This window comes from Methylobacterium sp. Leaf112, from assembly GCF_001423295.1.
Classification (GTDB): domain Bacteria; phylum Pseudomonadota; class Alphaproteobacteria; order Rhizobiales; family Beijerinckiaceae; genus Methylobacterium.
This window is the reverse complement of record NZ_LMNG01000030.1, coordinates 190,256-210,529: the sequence shown is the minus strand read 5'-3', so window position 1 is coordinate 210,529 and position 20,274 is coordinate 190,256. Positions and strand designations below refer to the sequence as shown.

The 20,274-nt window shown below is 66.2% G+C and carries 16 protein-coding genes and 1 tRNA gene; 7 read left to right on the top strand and 10 right to left on the bottom strand.

Annotated features, from left to right (window positions below; all coding sequences use genetic code 11):
* Positions 1–4: 4 nt before the first annotated feature.
* From ASF52_RS14890 to ASF52_RS14850, 8 genes are all read right to left on the bottom strand, one after another.
* Positions 5–1,996, bottom strand: coding sequence for a tetratricopeptide repeat protein (locus ASF52_RS14890; protein ID WP_056173578.1), 1,992 nt, complete (start codon positions 1,994–1,996; stop codon positions 5–7).
* A complete protein-coding gene (locus tag ASF52_RS14885) occupies positions 1,981–3,216 on the bottom strand; it encodes a glycosyl hydrolase family 8 (RefSeq protein ID WP_056173575.1) in 1,236 nt (411 codons plus the stop codon). The genes ASF52_RS14890 and ASF52_RS14885 overlap by 16 nt, the downstream gene beginning before the upstream one ends.
* Positions 3,213–5,825, bottom strand: coding sequence for a cellulose biosynthesis cyclic di-GMP-binding regulatory protein BcsB (locus ASF52_RS14880; protein ID WP_056173572.1), 2,613 nt, complete (start codon positions 5,823–5,825; stop codon positions 3,213–3,215). The genes ASF52_RS14885 and ASF52_RS14880 overlap by 4 nt, the downstream gene beginning before the upstream one ends.
* A complete protein-coding gene (gene bcsA / locus ASF52_RS14875) occupies positions 5,825–8,293 on the bottom strand; it encodes a UDP-forming cellulose synthase catalytic subunit (protein ID WP_056173569.1) in 2,469 nt (822 codons plus the stop codon). Before bcsA ends, ASF52_RS14880 begins: the two co-directional genes overlap by 1 nt.
* Before the next feature lie 656 nt (positions 8,294–8,949).
* Positions 8,950–9,726: a cellulose biosynthesis protein BcsS gene (gene bcsS, locus ASF52_RS14870; RefSeq protein WP_056173566.1), complete on the bottom strand. Its 777-nt coding sequence runs from the start codon at positions 9,724–9,726 to the stop codon at positions 8,950–8,952.
* A 354-nt stretch (positions 9,727–10,080) separates the two neighbouring features.
* A complete protein-coding gene (locus ASF52_RS14865) occupies positions 10,081–12,492 on the bottom strand; it encodes a response regulator (RefSeq protein ID WP_056173563.1) in 2,412 nt (803 codons plus the stop codon).
* 265 nt (positions 12,493–12,757) lie between these two features.
* The gene (locus tag ASF52_RS23625) at positions 12,758–13,813 is read right to left on the bottom strand and encodes a glycosyltransferase (RefSeq protein ID WP_156630165.1); all 1,056 of its coding nucleotides are present in this window, start codon (positions 13,811–13,813) and stop codon (positions 12,758–12,760) included.
* Positions 13,814–13,973: 160 nt separating this feature from the next.
* The gene (locus ASF52_RS14850) at positions 13,974–14,189 is read right to left on the bottom strand and encodes a DUF6894 family protein (protein WP_056173552.1); all 216 of its coding nucleotides are present in this window, start codon (positions 14,187–14,189) and stop codon (positions 13,974–13,976) included.
* 727 nt (positions 14,190–14,916) lie between these two features.
* Here ASF52_RS14850 and ASF52_RS14845 point away from each other — a divergent pair.
* Positions 14,917–15,117 carry a hypothetical protein gene (locus ASF52_RS14845; protein ID WP_056173547.1) on the top strand — a complete coding sequence of 67 codons (201 nt, stop codon included), beginning with the start codon at positions 14,917–14,919 and terminating at the stop codon, positions 15,115–15,117.
* Positions 15,118–15,846: 729 nt separating this feature from the next.
* Here the strand turns inward: ASF52_RS14845 and ASF52_RS14840 are convergent.
* A complete protein-coding gene (locus tag ASF52_RS14840) occupies positions 15,847–16,047 on the bottom strand; it encodes a ribosome modulation factor (protein WP_056173544.1) in 201 nt (66 codons plus the stop codon).
* 497 nt (positions 16,048–16,544) lie between these two features.
* On the opposite strand from ASF52_RS14840, the gene ASF52_RS23535 reads away from it, so the two are divergent.
* The 6 genes from ASF52_RS23535 to ASF52_RS22690 all read left to right on the top strand — a co-directional run bounded on the left by ASF52_RS23535 (position 16,545) and on the right by ASF52_RS22690 (position 19,977).
* Positions 16,545–16,676, top strand: a complete 132-nt coding sequence (locus ASF52_RS23535; protein WP_274533798.1) for a hypothetical protein — start codon at positions 16,545–16,547, stop codon at positions 16,674–16,676.
* A 347-nt stretch (positions 16,677–17,023) separates the two neighbouring features.
* Complete coding sequence (locus tag ASF52_RS14835; protein ID WP_056173539.1) at positions 17,024–17,224, top strand: hypothetical protein; 201 nt, start codon at positions 17,024–17,026, stop codon at positions 17,222–17,224.
* A gap of 147 nt (positions 17,225–17,371) precedes the next feature.
* Entirely contained in the window at positions 17,372–17,593 is a 222-nt protein-coding gene (locus tag ASF52_RS14830; protein WP_056173536.1) for a hypothetical protein, read from the top strand.
* 541 nt (positions 17,594–18,134) lie between these two features.
* Complete coding sequence (locus ASF52_RS14820; RefSeq protein WP_056173528.1) at positions 18,135–18,341, top strand: hypothetical protein; 207 nt, start codon at positions 18,135–18,137, stop codon at positions 18,339–18,341.
* Between the two features lie 666 nt (positions 18,342–19,007).
* Positions 19,008–19,244 (top strand): hypothetical protein, encoded by a 237-nt coding sequence (locus ASF52_RS14815; protein WP_056173525.1) that lies wholly within the window; start codon positions 19,008–19,010, stop codon positions 19,242–19,244.
* A 583-nt stretch (positions 19,245–19,827) separates the two neighbouring features.
* Positions 19,828–19,977, top strand: a complete 150-nt coding sequence (locus ASF52_RS22690; RefSeq protein WP_156398885.1) for a hypothetical protein — start codon at positions 19,828–19,830, stop codon at positions 19,975–19,977.
* Between the two features lie 141 nt (positions 19,978–20,118).
* Here ASF52_RS22690 and ASF52_RS14810 read toward each other — a convergent pair.
* Positions 20,119–20,194: transfer RNA gene (locus ASF52_RS14810), tRNA-Lys, on the bottom strand.
* Positions 20,195–20,274: the final 80 nt, after the last annotated feature.

Here is a 20,274-nt window from a genome sequence, read left to right as displayed (position 1 = left end):
TGGATCAAGGCAGGCCCCGTCGAGTGTCCGCGCCGGTTGCGTCGAGCGCCGAGGCGCGGCCGGGCGCCGAGAAACGATCGTCCTCGGAAACCGAGCGACCCGGCACCGCCGTCCGCTCCGCCTCTTGCTGCCGCCACAAGGTACCGGCGGCCGGAAGCGGCATGCCGCTCGGCTTGTCGCTCCCGTTGTAGCCGGGCAGCAGGGCGAAGCCGTAGCGCTCGTAGGGCATGGCGCCCGCGCCGGGAACCCGGCGTGCCACGAGGGGTGGCGCCGGCATGACCGGTTCCGGCGCATAGGTGCCGGGCGGGTTCTCGGTCACGAGGCGCTGCGCCGACGGCGCCGGAAAGCGCAGCGGGTTGTCGAGGGCGACGGCGAGGGGGAATTCCTTGCGCTGGATCGCGGGCGGCAGGCCGGCGGCGCCCGGGGCCGACGTTCCGGGCTTCGGCACCCGGCCATAGCTCGGCTCGGCAGCCGGCGGTGCGGCGGCGGCCTGCCGCGCAGCGGGCTGAGGCGTCGCTTGGCACGGCAGCGGCGGTCCGCCCACATCCTCGCGGAACAGGAGGTCCACCACCTTCGGGAACAGGCCGTCGTAGCGGTTGATCACCTCGAGATACTCGCGCTGGCGCTTGAGCCGTTGCAGGGTCAGGGCGTAGCCGAGCACCGTGGTTTCGCCCGGGAGCCAGGCGACGCCCCGCTGGAACCACTCCAGGGCCGCCTCGAACTGGCAGGAATTGTAGGCGTACCAGCCGAGGGCCTGGGCGCCCTCGCCCGAGCCGGACGCCGCGACCACTTTCGCGTAGCGCTCGATGCGGGCCGGCTCGACGAAGGGTGGGTTGGCCTGCGTCAGGCGGCGCTCCAGCAGATCGATGTAGAGGATTTCGTTGCCGACGAAACGGTCCCGCCACGCATAAGCTACCTCCTCGGCGTCCCGCACCCGATTGAGGGCCCGCAGGGTGTGGGCGAGGCCGTGCGCCACCATGGCGTCGCCGCCATGCGCGATGGCGAGCTTGAACCAGTCGAGGGCGTCGCGATACTGGCGCCGCTTGTAGCCGTACCACCCGAGCAGGCTGGTCTGGCCTGGATCGTTCGACGCCTTGGCGTAGGCCTGGAACGCCGCGAGGTCCGGAACCTTGGGTTCCTGGGCCGGGTCGTCGTGCAGCAACGCGGCGATCTGCGCACGGGTGATGTCGAGGCGGATCGGATCGAACTCGGCTTTCCCGTCGCCCTTCCGGTCGGCCTCGCCGCGGCCGAGGGCGATGAGTTCCTCGGCCTGAGCCATCTTCAGGTAGGCCATGGCCTTCTGGATCGTGGCCCGGCGCGCGCCCGCATCGGCGTTGCCCTGAAGCACCGAGCGATAGAGCGTCTGCGCCTCCTCGGTGCTGCCCATGGCGGCGAGGCTGTCCGCGATGGTCCAGATGCTCTCGACGTCGGACGGGTCGAGTGCGGCTTGGTCGGCCCGATACAGCGCGACCACATCCTCGGCGCGCTTTGCCCCCTGTGCGGTACCCAAGGCGGTGATCCGGCTTCGGAATTCGGCCCGCAGGAGCTTGCGCGTCAGTTCTTCGGAGGGTTGCCAGGCGGTGTCGGACGCCCGGCGGTTAGCGATCGCCTCCCGCAGGTCGTCGAAGCGGCCGGCGGTGAAGAGGTCCCAGAGCGGGGCTTCCTCCGGCGGGCTCGGCTTCAGGGTGTCGAGGTCCTCCGGCTCGGTCCAGCCCGGATACAGCCGCTTCAGACGGCCGATCTCGGCCTTCATCCGGGCCGTCTGCTTCTGGGCCGCGTAGTAGCGCAGGGCGCTCTCGTCCACCATGCCGGGGGTCGCGGCCGTGGTGGGAGCCGCCAGGATGGCGGGCGCACGCGCACCATCGCCATAGACGACCTGCCGACCGGGCGTCGGCGTCTGGGCGAATGCGGCCCCGGCGACACCGCTGGCGAGGAGGAGCCCGAGGCCAACGCGCACGGCTTCGCTGCCGAAGGAACGGCTCAGCGCTTCAGGCATGACGCGTACCTCATCCGAACCGCGACCATGCTGAGGAGCTGCACCGTCGTCGGATAGTAGTTCTCGGTGTCGCGCACCGTCTCGAAATCGGCCGGAACGGCCCGGCCATCGGCGGCGCAGGCCACGAGGCTGGCCAGCGCGGCGTAGCCTTTCTCCGTGAGCCATTCGACGGCGCGCCCGTCGCGGGTGTCGACGATGGGCAGGCGATCGACGTCCGTGCTGTTCCACAGGGTGGCGAACGGCGCGTAATCCTCCGGGCGTCCCACCCCCGCCCAGGCGAGATAGAGCGGCACGCGGATCGCGTTGTAGGAGAACAGCGCCGGAAAGCCGTCGGCCGGGCGGGGCTCCGCCTTCATGGAGATCCACTCCGTGGGAAGGCGTGACGGTCCGAACCGGGCTTGGCGCAGGATGTCGATTCCGCTCCGGATCAGGCCCTGCCAATCGTATTCCGGGGCAACGAGACCGAGGCGCTGGAACGCCGGAAACACCCAGTAGGACAGGTTCACCAGCGGGCCGTCCGGTCGGTCGGCCGCCGAGAACCCCGCCACCGCCGGAAGCAGGAGAGTGCCGTGCGGGTCCTTGAACAGCATCGCTTTGCGGCCGACCTCGACGGCGATGCGGCGCGCGGCCGTGCGGTAGGCGCCTTCGCCCCAGGCTTCCGCCGCCTCGGTGAGGGCCCAGGCGACGAGGAGGTCGCCATCCGTGGCGTCGTTCAGGTCGGACACGGCCGGGCGCTGGTCCGGCGCCCAGCGCCAGGCCAGGAGCGCGTCGGAGCGAACCATCAGGTTGGCGCGGGTCCATCCCCAGATCCGCTCGAAGGTGGCGCGGTCGTCGGCGGCCACCGCCAGGAGCATGCCGTAACCTTGGCCTTCGCTGTGGCTGATGGACCCGTTCGCCGTATCGACGACACGCCCCGCCGCGGTGACGAACCGGGCGCGGTAGGTGCGCCATCCGGGCGAATCCCCGAGGGCGCCCGCCAGAACCGGGACCGTGGTCGCCGGGCCGCTCCCATCGCCCGGGGCGGACGGTAGGGCGGTGGATGGCGGCACGGCGGTTCCCGTGGGAGCGGGGCGGGACATCTCGCGCGTCGGCTCGTCGGCCGGCTCGGCTTTCTGGGCCTGCGCCGGTTTCGGTGTGGTCTGCGCGGGCGCGATGGACGGGGCGAGGCCGAGGGCGGCCGCCATGACGAGCCCGCGGACGCGGTGGACGAGCGGCTTCATCGGTTGCTCCGGCCGACATCGCGCACCAGGGCCGCCGTCGCCAAGCCGAGGCAGAGCGCCACCAGCAGCATGAGGACCACGTAGATCGCGGGATTGAGGGACAGCCACGCGGCGGCCAGCAGCCAAAGGTTCGACAGGCTGCGCGGCTGGGTCTCGATCACGCTCACGCTCTCCGGCTGGTCGATGGTGAAGGTGCCTTCCGCCGCGTCGAGGAAGGCGGCACGTCCGAAGAGGTTCGTCCAAACCCGCGGATCGACGAGGCAGGACGCCGAAGCCTTGAGGAGCCACGCATTCGGAGCGGTCACCAGGACGACGCTGGAATCGAACGAGGCACCGGCGCCCTGGGCGACGATCAGGGAGGCCCGGGCATCGAAGGTCTCGACGGACTTGCCCGGCGCCATCCCGACCCCGTCCACCAGGGCGTGCCACACCTGCTGGGCGCGATCCGAGATGGCATTGCCGGCGTCCGCCAGGGTGTCGAGGGAGGACGGGCCGGCGCGCAGGCGCTGGTCCCACTTGGCGACGAGGTCCCCCGACGAGGAGCCGCCGTCGCCGTCGGCGCCCGAGAGCTGGACGAGGGGCGAGGCGGTCTGCATCGGGGCCGGGACCGGTGTGGCGGGCGGTCCGGCGCGGCGCTCGCGGACCCGTTCGGCGGCTCCGTCCGCGAGGCGAAGCGGCATCACGGCGGATGGCAAGGCACAGCGCATGGGAACGTTGCGCCGGAGCCGGTCGAGGGTGAGGATCCCTTCGGCGCCGGCGGGTCCCGGCGCCGCGACGGTCTCGGCCCGACCCTCCCAGCCCTGCCGGATACGGTCGGGGTCGAGGCCCACGGACGCGACGGTGGCAGGATTGAGTGCACGGGCGGGGGCGACCACGAGGGCGGGGCCGCGCCCGCCCTCGTGGTCGGAGGTCACCTCGAAGTCGATGATCCGCTTGGCCGCGATGGCGAGGCGGGCGGCGATCACCGCGGCAGCGGCGGCCGAATCCCGGTCCGGCGTCGGCAGGACGAGCCGGGGCTGGCCTCCGGCGGCGATGAACGGGATCGCCCCGCCCTTCACGGCGGCGAGATCCGGATTGCGCACGGCGCGCGCGAGGCGCGGAATCACGATGCGCGTCTTCTGGAGGAGCAGGAAGCGCGCCTGGGTCGAGCCCGGCTGCAGGGTGTCGCAGGTCCGGTCGGCGTCCGTCGGCACCTGGGCGGAGATGTCGATCCGGTTCAGGCCGGGCCGCCACAGGCCGAGGGGGAGCGGAACCGCACTGTCCTCGAACAGCTCCCCATTGGCATAGGCCAAGGGGACGCTCGCGGCGTTCCGGCCGTTTACGTCGACGATGATCCGCGCCTCCGGCGACAGGCGCGCGGCGGAGGCCCCGGCCAGATGGAGCATCACCTTCCCGTAATCCGCCGGAACGAAATCGGCGGGCAGCCGGAGTTCGAACCGCGTGCGCAGCAGGCGGCCGTTGAATTCCTGCGAGGCGATGCCGACGGCATCGAGGCTCAGGGTCTCGCCACCCGTGACCTCGTAGCCACGGGTGAGGTCGGCGAGATCCTCGCCCCCGGCCCCCTCCGGTGCCCGCGCCAGGGTCTGGATCGCCTCGGCCACGTCGCCGTCGCCCGCACCCGTGACCACGAGGGTGGGGGCACGGTCGCTCCGGTCGGGAAGCAGCGCGAGCTTGGGTCCCGTGATCGCGCCGAGGTCGGCCACGCCGTCGACGCCGCGCAACTCTTCGGCCGTGCCGACCACGAGGTTGAGGCCGGCACGGCCCGCCATCGGACCGCCGAACTCCACGGCCGGCCGCGCGAGGCGCCCGACCAGGGCGATCGCCTGAACCGCCCCGATCATGCGTCGCAGGCGTTTCAGGCTCGGTTTCTCGGTGAGCAGGACACGCACCGGCAGGGCTCCGCTCTCGTCCGGTTCGAGCGCCGCGAGGTTGCGCAGGTCGAGGTCCTGGCCGGCGGGCTGAACCACCAGCCCCGTTCGGGACGGATCGATCTGGGTCCACAACTCGTAGGTGGCGTCGACGGAGCAATCGACACGGTGGCGTTGGATCACGCTGAGCCGCACGGCATTGTAGCCCGGCTTCAAGCGACCGTCCGGTATCGCGAATTCGACCACCTTCACCGCGCCCGGCGCCTGAACCCGGGTCCAACCGATCTTCTCGTCGTTGACCGTGACGGTCAGCTCGGAGGATTCCGGGGCCACCGAGATCGCCGACAGGTAGGAGACGCGCATCCGGGCCGGGCCGCGGGCCTGACCGGGGGTGAGGAACACCGGATATTGCAGGCTGTCGGCCTCGCCCGAGAGGCGCATGCCGCGCGTCCCGGAGGGCAGTCGTCGCGCCGACGCGATGGTCGATCCGGCCTCGGTGACCCGGCCCGCCGTGGGACCGCCCGGGGGCGAATTGCCGAGCTTGGGGCCGCCCGTCGGGGCGGTGGCCGGGCGCTGCGTCTCGGGAGCCGGGGGCCCGCCGAACCGGTCGGAGGGTCTGCCGCCGAGGAACGTCTGTGCGTTCGCCGCGCCTGCGAGCAGGACCGTGCAGAGGCCCGTGGCCCGCACGATGCGGACCAGACGGCGGAGCCGTGGGACAGGCCGTCGCGAGAGCGTGCGCATCAGGATGCCACCGACTTGCGGCGATCGGCACGACCGCCCGAAAGCCGGCGCTCGTTCTCGAACTCAAGCATCAGGCGGACCCAGTCGCCGGCCCCTGCCTCGTGTGCGTTCGCCGTAGCCGCCGCGGGGGCCGGCCGGATCGGCGCCGGGCCTGTCGGGCCCGGGGCGGTGGGACCCGAGCCCGCCGGACCCGGACCGGCCGACCCTGGGGCCGTGCCGAACTGGTCGAAATTCGAGTCGGGCGGACGTAGGCCCAGGCGCGGGCTCTCGCTGGGACGGGTCTGGGCCGTCGGCGGGGCCTCGGCCGCGGGTGCCGGCTTCGGCAGGAAGGCGTAGCGCAGGGCGCGCACGGGCTCGACCAAGCCCCACCACACGAACTGCAGCGTTCCGGTGAACAGGTCCTTGTGGCGCCTGCGGCGCAGCTGAAACCGGCGCATGGCGTCGGCTTCGCCGTACATCAGGCCCGACAGGGCGACGTAATCCTGTGTCGAGAGCGCACCGAAGCCGAGGCGGCAGATCGCCTCGTCACGCGTGCGCTCGACGCCGAGCAAGGTCACCGAGAGCGGGCCGGCCCTGCGGGCGCCCGGCACCGGCACCACCGACAGGCTGCCGGGCAGCGGCTTCAGCCCCATGCCGGGGGCGAGGAAGGCGGCATTCAGCCGAACCGTGCAGGCCTCGGCCGAGACGCGCTCCACCGTCACGTCGGTGACGCGGCCGCCCAGTGTCAGCGCGCCCTGGCGGTCGACGACGAGGGAGGGCGTCCGCTCCGTCACCTTGCGCTCGGCGCAGACGCCCAAAGCCGCGCCGGCCGTGATCAGGTTGAAGAAGGTCCACAGGCCCACGACCAACATCAGGTTGGTGACGCCGGGCTCGAACAGGTAGCGATAAGCGGCGACGCCGCAGCCCGCGAGCAACAGCAGATAGACGGCGACGAACGGACCGGCCAGGGCCGAGAGGTGGTCGTGGTCGAGGGTGGCACCTTTGTTGGTGACGTTGAAGGTCGGTTTCCGCGGAGAGGCTATGACGGAGACGATGGCTTTGGCCAGGAACAGGCCCTGGATGTACTCGTATAGTTCGGAGACGAACGGCCAGCGGAACTTGCCGTAGACGTAGTTCTGCAGCATCAGGTTGATGACGATGTAGGTCGCCGTGTAGGCGATCGACTCATCGACGCTTGCGACGAAGATCTTCAGGTCAAAGAAGATGTGCAGCAGCGGCGCGAACATGAAGATCAGCCGCGGCACGGGGAAGAACCAGAACGTCATGCTCGACAGGTAGGCGACCTTCTGGATCGGCTCGAGACCCTTCTGGAACAGTGGATTCTTGAGCATCAGGATCTGGAACATCCCCTGGCACCAGCGCGAGCGCTGGCCGATGAAGTCCGTGAGCGTGTCGGGCTGCAAGCCGGCGATGAGGGGCTTGTCGACGTAGACGCTGGTCCAGCCGCGCGAATGCAGCTCGAACGCCGTCTCGCAATCCTCCGTGATGGTGATGCCGGAGAAGCCGCCGGCCTCGTCGAGGGCGGTACGCCGCAAGAGGGCCGCCGACCCGCAGAAGAACGAGCCGTTCCACTTGTCGAGGCCGCGCTGCGTCACCGAATAGAACATCTCGTTCTCGGACGGCATCCGGTCGAAGGTGCGCAGGTTCCGCTCGACAGGGTCGGGGTTCAGGAACGCGTGCGGGGTCTGGACCAGGAAGAGCCGTGGGTCCTGCGCGAAGTGACCGACCGTCTCGGTGAGGAACGAGCGGAACGGCACGTGGTCCGCATCGAACACCACGACGACGTCGCCACGTGCGTGCGCGAGGCCGTTGTTGAGGTTGCCCGCCTTGGCGTGCTCGTTGCGCTCGCGGGTGAGGTAATGGCAACCGAGATCGCCGCACAGCCGCTGGAGGTCGACCCTGCGCTGGCGCGCCGCCGCGGCCTTGGCGGGGTCGGCATCCGCACATTTCTGGTCCGTGCCGCCGTCGTCGAGCAGCCAGACGATGAGCTTGTCCGCCGGGTAGTCCATCTGCCGCGCGGCCGCGAGGGTCATCGCCAGGATGCTCTCGTCCTCGTTGTAGGTCGGCACGAACACGTCGACCTCGGGAAGGTCCGCCGCCGCCGCCAAGGGAGGCGGGGGACGCCTGAGGGGATCGGCGTTGATGATGAGGCTGACGAACAGAATGAAGACGCAGTAGAGTTCACCGAGCAGCAGCACCAGGCCGAAGCCGAAGCCGACGGGGTCGCCCGGGGATGGCAGGGTGTTCGTCACCCGCCACAGGACGTAGCGGAGCACCACCATGGAGCCGAGGGCGAGGAACACGAAGCGCGCACGCGGGCCGTCGAAGAACACCCACAACACCAGCATCGCCAGCATCGCGGCGAGACTCATCACGAGCTGGTTCTGAGCACCGACCGGCTGGCCGAGCAGGACGAGACCGGCAACGGTCGCGACGATCCACGCTAGCCATCGGACCCCGATCCTCACACGCCGCGCTCCTTCTTCGCCCACCGGACCTCGGTATGGCTCCGGGTTCTTTCCAAAGAGGCATGAAAGCCGGTTAATCAGGGCTTGTTTGCGTCGATGGACAAGCGCCGACAGTCGTCCTCGGGGCAGCCAGAAGGATCTGGAGCGGTCGCGTACGACCCGGACGGATCGGACACCGTCAAATCCGCGAAGGTGTCGATTTGCCAGAACGATGAATGCACGACGGCGATGCGAGGAGAGGATAGGTCCAGGATACGGAATCTATGACGTCGCGAGGGAATTCCCGGGCCCGACGATTGTTTTTCCCCCTGGTTGCAGCGGAAACGTCTCGCAAGGGCGCAACGGCGATCTGACAATCGGCCTCGGATGAAGAAATGTCTTGTGCGCTGCACAGTAAGGCGGTGACGGCGCCGGCGCCGGGCGATCGATGGAGGTCGAGCCGTCCGGGCATTCGGTGCCTGTGGTAGAATGTCGCTGCACGGTGCGAGGGTACCCGGACCCGAGCGCGTGTCACGCGAGCGATGCCGCCGCGGGGACCGATTCGGGTGGCGAACGCGTCCGACAAGATCGCAGACGTGTCGTCAGATCCACGCGATACTCGAGCGGTCCGGATCCGATTCGGCGGACATGACGCCCGGCCGTGCGCCGAGATCCCCTCAGAACTGCATGCGTGCTTCGAGACTCGAATAGTAGCCGCTGCCCTGGATGCGATCCTGGACGAAGCCCGCCGCCACCGACATCGCCACGGGCCCGAACCGGACGCCGGTCAGGTGCGCGCCGATACGGTACTGCCGGAAGAAATCGTCGCCGAGGAACAGGGCCTCCGGGCCGAGATAGACGCCGTCGGCGACCATGTAGCCGGCCCGGACACGGGAGTAATAGGCGTTGAACTTGGTCGAGTACGAGCCATAGGCCGAGACCATGGTCCGGTCCGTGGGGGTGGCGTAGAAATTGGCCGCGACCTTGAGGCCGACTCCGGTGCCGACGACGGGGTTGCCCGGATCGGCGATGGAAAGCTGGTTGCTGCGGACGTTGAAGCCGAGATAGCCGGCGAGTGCCGCATCGGCCCAGATCCACTCGTAGCCGAGCAGGCCCGCGCCCTCCTGCTGGTAACCGGTGACGCGCTGGGCGACGCCCTGTCCTGGATAGGAGTAGGTCCCCGCAGTGCCGTCGATGCGCACGCGCGGCCCGCTCTGGGTCAGGGTTCCGGCAGCCGCGATGGTCCCCGTCACCGAGCCGAAGGCGGAGCTGTTCGAGGTGACGCTGGTGGACCCGTCCACGGCGACGCGCCAGCTGTCGTCGATGCCTTGCGCCTCGGCGCCGGTGTACCACTCGGTGCTGGTGGTGCGGGGATTGGGAAGATCGGCGGCGAACACGGTCGCCGGAAAAGCGACGAGGGTGCCGAGAACGGCGGACGCCTTCAGGCCATGCATGGATCGAAGCTCGCTTTGTGCCTGCGAAAACCTGGGCTCAGATTCCTGAGAACCGCACGGTCCGATTCATGATCGATGAAGGTTAATATCCGTCTGCCGATCAAAGTCTTCCGGAGCGCGGCCTGTGTCGTCCTGAGACATCGATGAGCATTCATGGACGGATGGCCGGTCGTACCATCGACGAACCCGACAGCTGCGCACGGCGAATGCCACAAGGCAGTGCGACCGGCGAGGCGCATGCGGTACGGGCGAAACCGGACCGGCGTTCTGGCGGGTGAACGACATGGCCGCCTGGACCGGCCGTCGAGGCATCCCTGTCCCCCGGGCCGGTATCCCGGGGTGGCTGATCCCGTTTCAGGCAGCGTGGGCCAGGGGGGCCGCGGCGATGGCCGAGAGGATGGCGGCGAGGTCTTCCTCGCGGAACGGCTTGTCGAGCTGGAGGAACCGGCGGGCGGTGGCCGGCAGGTGGCCATGCGGTCCGGCAATGATGACGCGCACCCCCGGATGACGCTCGACCACCGTCGCGGCGAGTTGCAGGCCGGACATCACCGGCATGGCGTAATCGGTGATCATCGCGTCGAAGGCACCGTCCCGCATGAGCGCTTCGAGGGCATGTGCACCGGAGGCCGCCTGGACGACAGCATGGCCGAGATCGGTCAGCACCTCGGCGAGGCACGCCCGGACGAGACTGTCGCTCTCGACGAGGAGCACGCGTAGCAGGCGCGTCGCGCCAGCCCGCTCTGGGGCGGCCTCCGCGCGACGAGCCTCGGCCGGAAGCCAGAGGTCGGCGAGGAAGGGCTCGGCCCCCGACCCGTCCGATTGGATCGCGAAGCGGCCGCCGATTCCTGCGACCAGTTCCGCCACCGCCTCCAGCGGCGCGACCCCGGCCGGGGGCGATGGGCGTTGCCGTGCCGGGCGGCCGCTGGCCACGACGAGGCGGACATAGCGGCCCGCCAGGAGGCCGGGGAGGATCTCGGACTCGGTCTCGTGCGTGCTGCCCGCGACGGCGAACCCGTCGAAGCCGCAATCGCGGAAGTGGAAGGCGAGGTTGAGGAGTACGACCTCGATGACGGGTTCGCTGCAGCGCACGGTGGGCAGGTCGGCGGCCAAGCGGTTCATGACCGGCATCTCACCGAGCACCTGCGCCTGTAGGAACGGCAGGAACGACGCCACCGTCGCGGCGATGTCGGCCTCCGCGAGGCTTCCCTTGTCCGAACGGACCAGCCCGGCCATCCGGCGTGTCAGGGCGGCCCCGCGCGCGGCGCCGGCCAGGGCCCCATCCACCAGCCGCGCTTCGGCCGTGCCGAGGGCATGGCGCCGCTTCAGGATGCCGAGATTGGCCGTCACCACGGTGAGGGCGTTGTTGACGTCGTGGACGATGCCGTCGGTGACCCGTCGGAGGGGCGCGTCGCGCCGCCGCTCGTTGACGGCGGCCGTCGGCTCGTGGCTGTCGTCCATTTCGCGGCTGAGGGCGAGGAGCCGGACACCGCCCTCCTCCGGGGCTTCGCCGCGCCGGAAGCGCACGAGGAGGCGGCGCTCTCCGCCCTCCGGGCCCGCATGGGAGGTGCGCAGCACCACGTCGTGCGGACCGTCCTCGGCCATGGCGGCCTCCATGGTCAGCCGCATCAGGGCGCGATCGGCCGGAAGAATGCCGTCGATCAGTTCGTCCAGCGCAATCGAGCGGTCGCCGGCGAGTCCGGTCTCGTGGCTGGGGTCCGTCCAGATCACCTGCCGGGTCGAGGGATCGACCTCCCACAGGGTCCAGCCCGACATGGCCTCGAAGGTGCGCAGGCGTGCGCGGATCCGGCCGAGCCCCGTGCGGGCATCCCGCGTCCCGCGATCGTCGCGCGGTGCGAGGGAGTCGCGTGCCCGCTCGAGGTCGTCGATCTCGGTGATCCGTGCCGCCTCGTCGGGTGCCGAAACGGTGTCGAGGGGGCGGGCCAGGCGCCGCAGGCGCCGGGCGGGATGCATCGCGACGGCGTAGCCCAGTCCCGTGCCGCCGAAGATCATGGTGAGGACGAGGAGTGCGAATGTCCGGTCCGGGAGCCGGACACTCGCGGGCGCCGGCGCCATCACCGAGGTGACCGCCCAGCCGGTGCTCGCCAATCCCTGAGCGCCGCTGGTCTGCGTCGTGGCTTCGACGGCGCCGTCGGGCAGCGGACGCGGAGGGGCGACACCCGAGAGCGGGATTCCGTCCGCACCCGTCACGCTGAGGGCGAGTCGGGATGTGGACACGGCGAGGCCGTCGCGCACGCGGGCTTCCAGTTCGCCGAACCAAGCCGGTCCGACGCGCAGCACGAGATGATCGCCGCCCAGTGCGACGCTGAGATGAACGGCGCCGCGCTCCGTCGCCACGGCGATGTCGGCCCCGCGGGCTCGGCGGAACCAAGCCTGACCCACCGGCGCGCTGCCACCGCCGCCGGAGACCCGCACGGCACCGTCGGCACCCACCAGCATCGCGTCGGCGTAGGTTGGATGGAGGCCGAGCCATTCGCGAAGGGTGTCGCCGCGCCGCTCGTCGTCCGCCGCCGACTCGCCCACCTTCAGGAGCATGGCTGCCGAACGGGCATCGGTCTCGACGGATTTCAATCCGAGGTCGATCGCTCCCGCGAGGTTGCGTGCCGCGAGGCGCGCGGTCTCCCGCATCTCGAGGGACTCCCGGCCGGTGGGCAGAATCAGCCATGCGCCGACGCAGGCGAGGCCCGCCACGAGACCGACCTGGACGCCGTTCACGACCTTCAGCGAGATCCGCAATCTCTCGAGCATGAGTATCCGGTTCCACCGCAATCGGGCGCGAAGCGTCACCGACGCGCCTATGTCTACCGGAGGCTGGAAGGGGCTAAGGACGCGTTAACAAGGCGCGCGGCGAAAGCAGAAGACACTCCGGCGCCCGATGATTCGGCCGGAATGGGGAGCATCGGTTGCCCGCTTCCCCCGGACGCCCGAAACGGCCTTCAGCCGGATCATCCAGCACGAGGCCGTCATGTGGCTGACCCGGAACCCGGACCCGTTGCGGCCATCGTTCGGGACTTCAGATGAAGAGACGCTCGCTGTTTTGCCGCTCGCTCCAATGATTGTTCGGTTTCCGGTAAGTGTAGAATGCCGCCACTTCGAACCCGGAATCCGTTTCGTTTTTCATGAAATGAACGAATATCTTGTCACGATACTCGGCTTTGATCTCAGGCCGAGGAAGTGACTGATCGAAGTATGCCTGTATGATGACGTAAGTGCCGGTCATCTCGAAAAGTCCATAGGGAACATAGGCGGCGGTCGCGTCTTCTTTTTTCTTATGTTCCAGGACGTTCGCTATCATCCGATCAAGAACCAGATCGATGTACGGGGAGTTCTTTCGTGCAGCCAGAACCCCGTTCATGAGGTCGAAATCCGTAACCTTCGTCATGCTCCAGCCTTTGCCGAACAGGATCAGGTCGTGAGAATTCAGTTTATCGAGCGTCTCCATCAATTGTGCAGGAGACGTCGGCCCGACATGCGCGTCGATATAGAAGCCACCGTATTCGCGTAGGAGGAAAAAGCGGGCGATGTCCGATTTGGCGGAAGGCAGACGAATAGCTTTGAAGATCGGCACAAATGCCTGCGGCATCAATGGTACGACATCGTCATCGGAAAAGACCGTGAACTTCGGGTAGATGGCACGCCAAGCCGGCGCTGCCGGAGGCTCCTTCAGATCCTGACTCACCCAATACATGAAAACCATACTGTTTTCGGCATGAGAATTGAGCAGCGGGTTGTCTCTAACGTATTGATGTCGTGCTACAGGTGCGGGGGAATGGGATTCCTTCTCCCATCCTTTCCGACCTTCTGCCAATCCATGACCGAGAAAGTGCACCAGCGGATTCAGACCGCTCGCTTTGACATCGGGATTCGCCGCGAGATACCCGTCGCCACTGAAGCCGCGGCTTGGATCTCGCCCCTCTTTCCATCCATGCGTCAGATAGTGCTGCAGCGGGGTGCCCGAGAATTGTCGGACATCGGCATAGGCAGCGAGGTAAAACTTCTCGTCGAATCCCGGCATTCGGCCCGCTGGAAAGTCGGAATCGAGTTTTCGTGTGAAGTTTCGTAGTCTCATCGGCAATCTCGTAGCGCAGAGCGCAGCGCGTTGGAACCACCCACCAATCCGGAAGCGGGAAGCCGCGTACCGGTCCCGGTCGCTGACGCCTTGCCTGAGGCCCAGTGGTTCTTTTGACCGTCGTGAATTTCGGGCCGATCCGCTCTCTGCCGAATAAGGCTTAAAGCCGGACGCGCCTCAACTCGGTGCCGCTGTCGTCGCAGATGACGAGATGCCAACCGATGTAAAGTGTTCGGGTCACGCCTATGAATCTCAGTTCATCGATGGCCGACACAGCCTGAGCGATTGCGTGATCGAGATCGTCTGTTTCGACGCCGATCTCATCTCGGAATACTGTTCGATCATCTTCCAGGTCAAAGCGGTAGCGCGTCGGCACGTTGGTGTCTCTGGATTGAGGTATTACATCACTCTTCCTCACCTTAGCGCATTATGGGGAAGAACGCATTGTTTGACCGGTGCGGAAGCTTGATGTTTTTCGATCTTGTATCCTTATTGGTTCCCTCCTGCGTAAGGTCGATGACGGCGGACGAACCCGAGCTCCACGGTTGGGCGTTGCTGTTGGCATCGCCCGTTTCGAAGGTTGGAGGGCACATTTTCGTGTGCTTCTGATATATGTGAATGCCGAGGGCGCCACCTGGTCGCATCTTCCAATGACTATAGAAATCCGTCGGGGCTCGGGGTCTGTTTTATCGGGCTGGACCAATGTTCAAGTCGCCATCGTCGTAGTATAAGTATCTTTTGACCGAGTTGTTATTTTATTAATTACATAAATAATAGTTCGGTATGATCTGTCTGGGCGTAGCACTGTGTTTTTTAAATATACGCTTAAAAACAATTCGGCAATAAGAAAAATTTGGTCATCAATATTCGAATATTCAACTTGCGCGATGATTTGTCTCTCCGGAATGTTATTAATTTCTGAAACGGTTCCATGAGTCGGATTAGCGAGAGATCAAAATCGTGACAGGCGCCATTGTGCAAGGCGGTTGTCTTGTCGATTTCAAGGTTGAGCACCTGTAATATTTGCACCGATATTTCCGAGAACGTCGCCGCGCAATCGTGGTGGCGCAAAAGAGCGCAACGCCTTGAGCGAGGGAGAAACGATGTCCGATCCGCAGGATGGTAAGGAACTGGACGCTGCGACCCGTGAGCGGCTCGGTCGACTCACGCTCGCTCTCGCGGAGGACATCTTCGATTCGGGGGACGCCCACCTTGCCACGCTGATGCGTGTGTTGATGAAGGAGGTCGGCCGGGTGATCACGCGGAACCTCGACGACTCTCAGAACGAGTACTGGACCCAGTAGCGCTATTCGGCGAGCCCGATCGGGCGGCTTCGGAAAAGCCCGCCGCAGCCGGAGCTGGGCGGGTGGAGGTAGCGTCTCACGAAGCGTCCCCTGTGGGGAGAAAGCGCTTTGGCAGAGAACACCACAGCTGCGAATCACACGGGTTATTTCTCGCTGCGTTTCGGATGCGGATCCCGTCTCAACGGTCTCGTGTCTCGGTCGTCCGAGAATCCTGCGTCTTATTCCCATCGGCTGCGGGTGATGCGCCTGGAACGCCCGTATTCCCGGAACCGCCACCCATCTCACCGGCCTTCATTTGCTCACCCTTATGCATCTCACCGGCCGTGCCCGCCGGTGAAGTCCTTGAGGGGACCGTCGTCTCGGGTTCCTGTGCATTCGATATCCCCCCCCGCTGACAATCAGAAAAGCCAAGGCAAAAACATAGGTTATAATCTTCGGTATTTTGTTCTCCATGTGCGGTAGTATTGAAATTCGTTCGAAAAATTATTGTTCAAATAGATCTTAGTGGATCAAACAATTATAAGATATTATTAGGGAATACGGATCTGGTCTGACGTCGATCCATTTCAGCGGGTGGCAACCTATGGTGGCCGGGTCTCTTCCATGTCCGCCTTACTGTTTGAGCAATTCGTGTCTCCCCCTCCCTCGGCTTTTCGCTCGAACCGAGTCACAAAAAGCCCGCCGCGGATCGCTCCGGGCGGGTGAGGAGAAGAGAACGCGTGGCGCGTGCTACTCGGCTGCCTTCTGCGGGTCGATCGTTCCGGATTCCGTTCCGGTATCGTCGGTCGCGGCCTCGTCGAAGGCCTGCATCCACGCAACGTAATCCGCAGTGCCTTCGGTGTAGGGGCAGGCCTCTCGGCTCCTGCCGTTGAGGCGGGCGTTCCGACCCTTGATGAAGGGACTGTCACTCGCGGTGGCGCCGTAGCTCATGTCATCATCTCCCTGGCGATCTGGAGTTCGCCGGGGGAAACGCGAAATCCGCCGAAGAGGATCATTGGAACTCAGCGCGTGCGACGAAAAACCCGCCGGGCTTCGCGCCGGGCGGGTGAAGTCGGGTCGACGAAAGAACCCCTTGGGAGGGGTATTCGTTCGTCGCAGCGGTTGTGTCGGATGCCAAGGCCCTTCCCATTCACGAGTTCGCCAGCGTTCGCGTTCGAAGAGCACAAGACATCGTCGCAAACTCGATCCTGGTCGTCGGCCGCGATGCGGCTGCCGGCCGTCCTTTTGTGCCGTGAATCGTTCCACGTGTAGGTCTTAGCAAGAACGACGCTCCCGATTACGACAATCGGCTCCGCCAGGCATGCCCGAGGCGCAGCGGTGAAGGCGCACCGAAACGTGAAGGTAGCCGCTCGGGGCGGCCCTATTTATACCAGTACTAAAGTACTAGATGACGTGGTGGGCTCCAAGGCCTCACGTGGGACGCAGCCATGATCGACGACCACGCTCCGACCGGCATCCGCCGCCAACTTCTCGTGTGGCTCGCCTATATCCGTATCGGGTTCTGGGTGCTGAAGGGGGCAGCACACGGGAGCCTCTCTTTCGCGAAGCGGCGTTCCTGAACTCCCCGCGGCTGGGATCTCGCCACGCGAGCGGGCGCAGGCCCACCGTCCCGTGGGCGCTCGTTCAGGAGCCGCACTGCTTCGCGCCGTAACCGACGCCAAGCCACCCCAAACGCTGCGTTCGGCGACCGGACTCTCGCCCTCTCGGCGGCAGAGGATGAATCTGGGCCGATCTCGCGCTCGGTCCATCGGTGGGAACGATCCACCGGTGCGGCGTCTGCGATGTGGGTTGCGGCGCAGGGTCGCCTGGGGTCGAAAGCCAGGAACGAGGCTCCTGCCGTCGGGTTGAAAACATACACCGGCAGCCCTCCCGGCAGGGCCGACCCAGCCAAGCAACAGGAGTCACCATGTCGAACAAGCATTTGAAGACCGAGACCCCAACGGACGCAGATCTCAAAGGAAATCCGGGTATTGGGCAATCCAAAGGGATGACCGGCCACGATTTCGAAGACATCGCGGCGGATTCGACCGTCGAGGGCGACATAGAGAACGAGACCAGGCCGGATGGCGGTATCGATCCGAACCATCGCGGGCGTGGCAACCCCTGAGCGACGAGTTGCGGCGGTCGCCGACCGAGGCGCCGCCGTGAGCGAACCCCGAATTCCGTGGTCAGGCCGCGAGCGAGTCGTTCTAGACCCAGCCACCATCGGCCGATGACCGCGCATCGTCTGTTCGATCTCGCAGGAGTGACAGTCATGAACGCGCAGAGCCGGTCCACCGCGACACCGCTCAAGACAACTCTGGACGTCGTCAACGCCGATTCTATACCTGTCGGCAGCCAGAGTTCTACGATTGAACCGCAGCACCGCGCCGGAGACACCGTCGATAAGGTCGATCAGGTCAGCAGCATCACCCTGCTGGGTCTGGCCATCGTCGGCGCGGGGGTGACGCTCGTGTTTCATTGGCTTCTGGGCTGATCTCTCGCGGACGCACGATCGTCTCAGCGGAAGCGGCGAGGCGATCGAGTCGCACCTGTTCGTCTGATCGTGTGGGTCCTCGGGACGTTACTCAGGACCTTCCGTCAGCTGCCAAAGGGATCGATGACCCTCCACCCCGACACCCATGCAACCCGACTCGCGAACCAACCGCGCGGCACCGATGACGGGTGCGGCCGTCCGCTTCGGCCATCCTACGAGTCGGAGAACCATCCCGGCGACAAGGGCGTTCGAATCGTCAGTCTCGTTCTTCTCGGGATGACCGTCGTCGGAGCGATCGCGATGATCGGCTTCAATTGGACGACCGGCTGACGGCCATCCGGTCCACGACGGTAAAGACGTCCAGCGACAGCCGCGGCACCGATGATCGGCCAATCAGATGGAATGTCGTCGCCTTCCCAGCCGGGGCCGATCGAAAAAGCCCCGTGAAGCGTCGTTCGAGTGCCCCATAAGGAACGTCGTGCCGCGCCACGCATTCACTGAACAATCCGTGCAACCCTGGCATACCAACGGGATCATCTGAATGCGGAACTACATCACAACCGACCATTTCGACTTCTCCGATGTGTCGATCGACGTCCGCCATACGCCGAGCGTCACGAATGGCAAGCGTCCCCTGGAGCTCGTCCGCGACGATCGCCGCGGCGAGGTCCGGGGATGGGACGACCTGCCGGCCAAAATCGTTCCTCCGACGTCCGACTTCGAGGGCTTCGGTTCGTTCTCGGGCTAGACCGTCAGAATCTTCGCGGTCGGGAGGCTCAGTCTGGGCCGCGTTCGACGCGTGTTCGCGAAAGGACAGCGGAGAGATTTGGTTCGGTCTCGTGCTGCAATGCCGCTGGCGTGGATACAGGCCATGGCTTAAGCGATCGCGTTGAGGTGCACAGGGGAAAACCAGTGATGCGTGGGACGAAGCAAGTGTTGGGTGGCCTCATGCTGGCAGTCACCCTGGGAAGTACGCTATCAACTGCTGCGTCGGCCGACTGCTTGCGGTCCGTCCACAATCGCTCGCCTTATACCCTAGTCGTGACACTGAATGACGGGCTTTCGATGACCGTGCATCCAAGGTCGACCGGCGCGGTTCGGCTGTCCGGTCCAGGGAGCGTCGAGGTCGCGGCCTATTGTTCCGGCGCCGATGCGAGTGCCCCGATTCTCCGTCGGTCGTTCGATTATCTGGCCGTCCAGGACCGCTGCTTCTACGCCGTCGGGCACCCGTTCTTCGAGCGTGAGTTGGGTAACGGTTTCCTTCCGCGTGCGTCCGACACACCGTTTGCGCTGAACAATCCACGGCAGGGCGATCTCGTGTTGTTCGCGCGCGGATCAGAATGCTTGCCCACACGGTAGCCGCTGGTGCTTCGACCGTCCCAAACCGGAATGGAGGGCGGTCCGTTTCCCCTTCATGGTCAAGGAGATCACCATGTGGACCCTTCTCTGGGGCGACACCACCAATCAGGTGAGTGGGCAATGGAATCACGAGGAGCACGAGGGTTCGGAGAAGGCCCTCGCGGCTGCGAAGACGAAGATCGGCATGGGTTTGATCGCTCATTCCATCCACTCGCCCTCGGGGATCGCTTGGATGAGTGCCGATGAATTGAAGGGCTTGGCCGATAAGGCGGATGCGAAGGCGACGGGCTGAGCCGGTCCGTCTTCGCAGTCGTGCCGCGAAAGACGTCCTCAATGACAATGATACGTCCGGCATCGAACAGCCACGCACAGCGCGCCGCCATGATCCCGAGCGGGCCAGCCCTGAACGCGAGGATCGTATCCCCCTGCTGGATCCCGGCTATTTCCGTGGACCGATAGCCCGTCGGAACGATATCGGCGAGTAGGATTGCTGCAGGTGCCGGTGACCCGGACCACGGCATCCTGCACGTATTCGCAGACTGGAACGGGCTTGTGATCGGCTTGAACTCGGCCGGGGCTGGGATCGTTCACCGCCGACATGCCGTCGCTCCTCATGCCGGATGGTGCGAAACCGGCCCAGACGGGGCGGGTTTCCCGATAAACCGCCGAGCCGGAGCGCAGCGAACTCGCCCCCGCGCACCTTGGTCTTTTGTCGTAAATCCACACGCTGCCGTTCACGACACCCAGCCGGCTCCGTCGTGGCGGTGCGGACTCTGGCTCGGTGCCTCGTGTCACGACGGCCTGGTGTTCAACTGGACAGCCGAGGTCGTGTCCTTCCACCATCGGCGAGGTGAGAGAGGCCGAGGGAGCCGGTGATGGACGAGGCGAGGTTTCGGGCCCTGGAGGCGCGCATCGCGGCGTTGGAAAGCGCGCTGGAAAGCACACGGAACGACATCCAATGGGCGACGGCCTTGATCTTCGTCGTCCCGATCGGCCTCATGATCGTGCTTCGCGTGTGGTCCTGACGCCACCCTCCGACCGGCCGGGGCAATTGGAGCCCCGGGGACGACGGCAATCGCGTTGCAACAGCAGAGCAGGCCGCGGAAACAGCAGCGCTTCGGCCGCACGCAGATTGCGGCCCGGTACGTCGTGGTGGCTGGGGAATTTGGTGAGCGCGTTGGGGTTCGAACCCAAGACCTACAGATTAAAAGTCCGTTGCTCTACCAGCTGAGCTACGCGCTCGCGTCCGTGGCGGGGGCATTGGGGCCCGGGTCCGTCGGGAGGCGACGCCCGCAATAGGGGCTCGACGGGTGGGGGTCAAC

What these genes read in the sequence shown, in the direction of transcription:
- ASF52_RS14835 (WP_056173539.1), top strand. Translation starts at nt 17,024, where the DNA reads ATGTCGAACAAGCATTTGAAGACCGAGACCCCAACGGACGCAGATCTC.
- ASF52_RS14815 (WP_056173525.1), top strand. Translation starts at nt 19,008, where the DNA reads ATGGTCAAGGAGATCACCATGTGGACCCTTCTCTGGGGCGACACCACC.
- ASF52_RS14840 (WP_056173544.1), bottom strand. Translation starts at nt 16,047, where the DNA reads ATGAGCTACGGCGCCACCGCGAGTGACAGTCCCTTCATCAAGGGTCGG.
- ASF52_RS14845 (WP_056173547.1), top strand. Translation starts at nt 14,917, where the DNA reads ATGTCCGATCCGCAGGATGGTAAGGAACTGGACGCTGCGACCCGTGAG.
- ASF52_RS14880 (WP_056173572.1), bottom strand. Translation starts at nt 5,825, where the DNA reads ATGCGCACGCTCTCGCGACGGCCTGTCCCACGGCTCCGCCGTCTGGTC.
- ASF52_RS14820 (WP_056173528.1), top strand. Translation starts at nt 18,135, where the DNA reads ATGCGGAACTACATCACAACCGACCATTTCGACTTCTCCGATGTGTCG.
- ASF52_RS14890 (WP_056173578.1), bottom strand. Translation starts at nt 1,996, where the DNA reads ATGCCTGAAGCGCTGAGCCGTTCCTTCGGCAGCGAAGCCGTGCGCGTT.
- ASF52_RS23535 (WP_274533798.1), top strand. Translation starts at nt 16,545, where the DNA reads ATGATCGACGACCACGCTCCGACCGGCATCCGCCGCCAACTTCTCGTG.
- ASF52_RS14830 (WP_056173536.1), top strand. Translation starts at nt 17,372, where the DNA reads ATGAACGCGCAGAGCCGGTCCACCGCGACACCGCTCAAGACAACTCTG.
- ASF52_RS14865 (WP_056173563.1), bottom strand. Translation starts at nt 12,492, where the DNA reads ATGCTCGAGAGATTGCGGATCTCGCTGAAGGTCGTGAACGGCGTCCAG.
- ASF52_RS14885 (WP_056173575.1), bottom strand. Translation starts at nt 3,216, where the DNA reads ATGAAGCCGCTCGTCCACCGCGTCCGCGGGCTCGTCATGGCGGCCGCC.
- ASF52_RS23625 (WP_156630165.1), bottom strand. Translation starts at nt 13,813, where the DNA reads ATGAGACTACGAAACTTCACACGAAAACTCGATTCCGACTTTCCAGCG.
- bcsS (WP_056173566.1), bottom strand. Translation starts at nt 9,726, where the DNA reads ATGCATGGCCTGAAGGCGTCCGCCGTTCTCGGCACCCTCGTCGCTTTT.
- ASF52_RS22690 (WP_156398885.1), top strand. Translation starts at nt 19,828, where the DNA reads ATGGACGAGGCGAGGTTTCGGGCCCTGGAGGCGCGCATCGCGGCGTTG.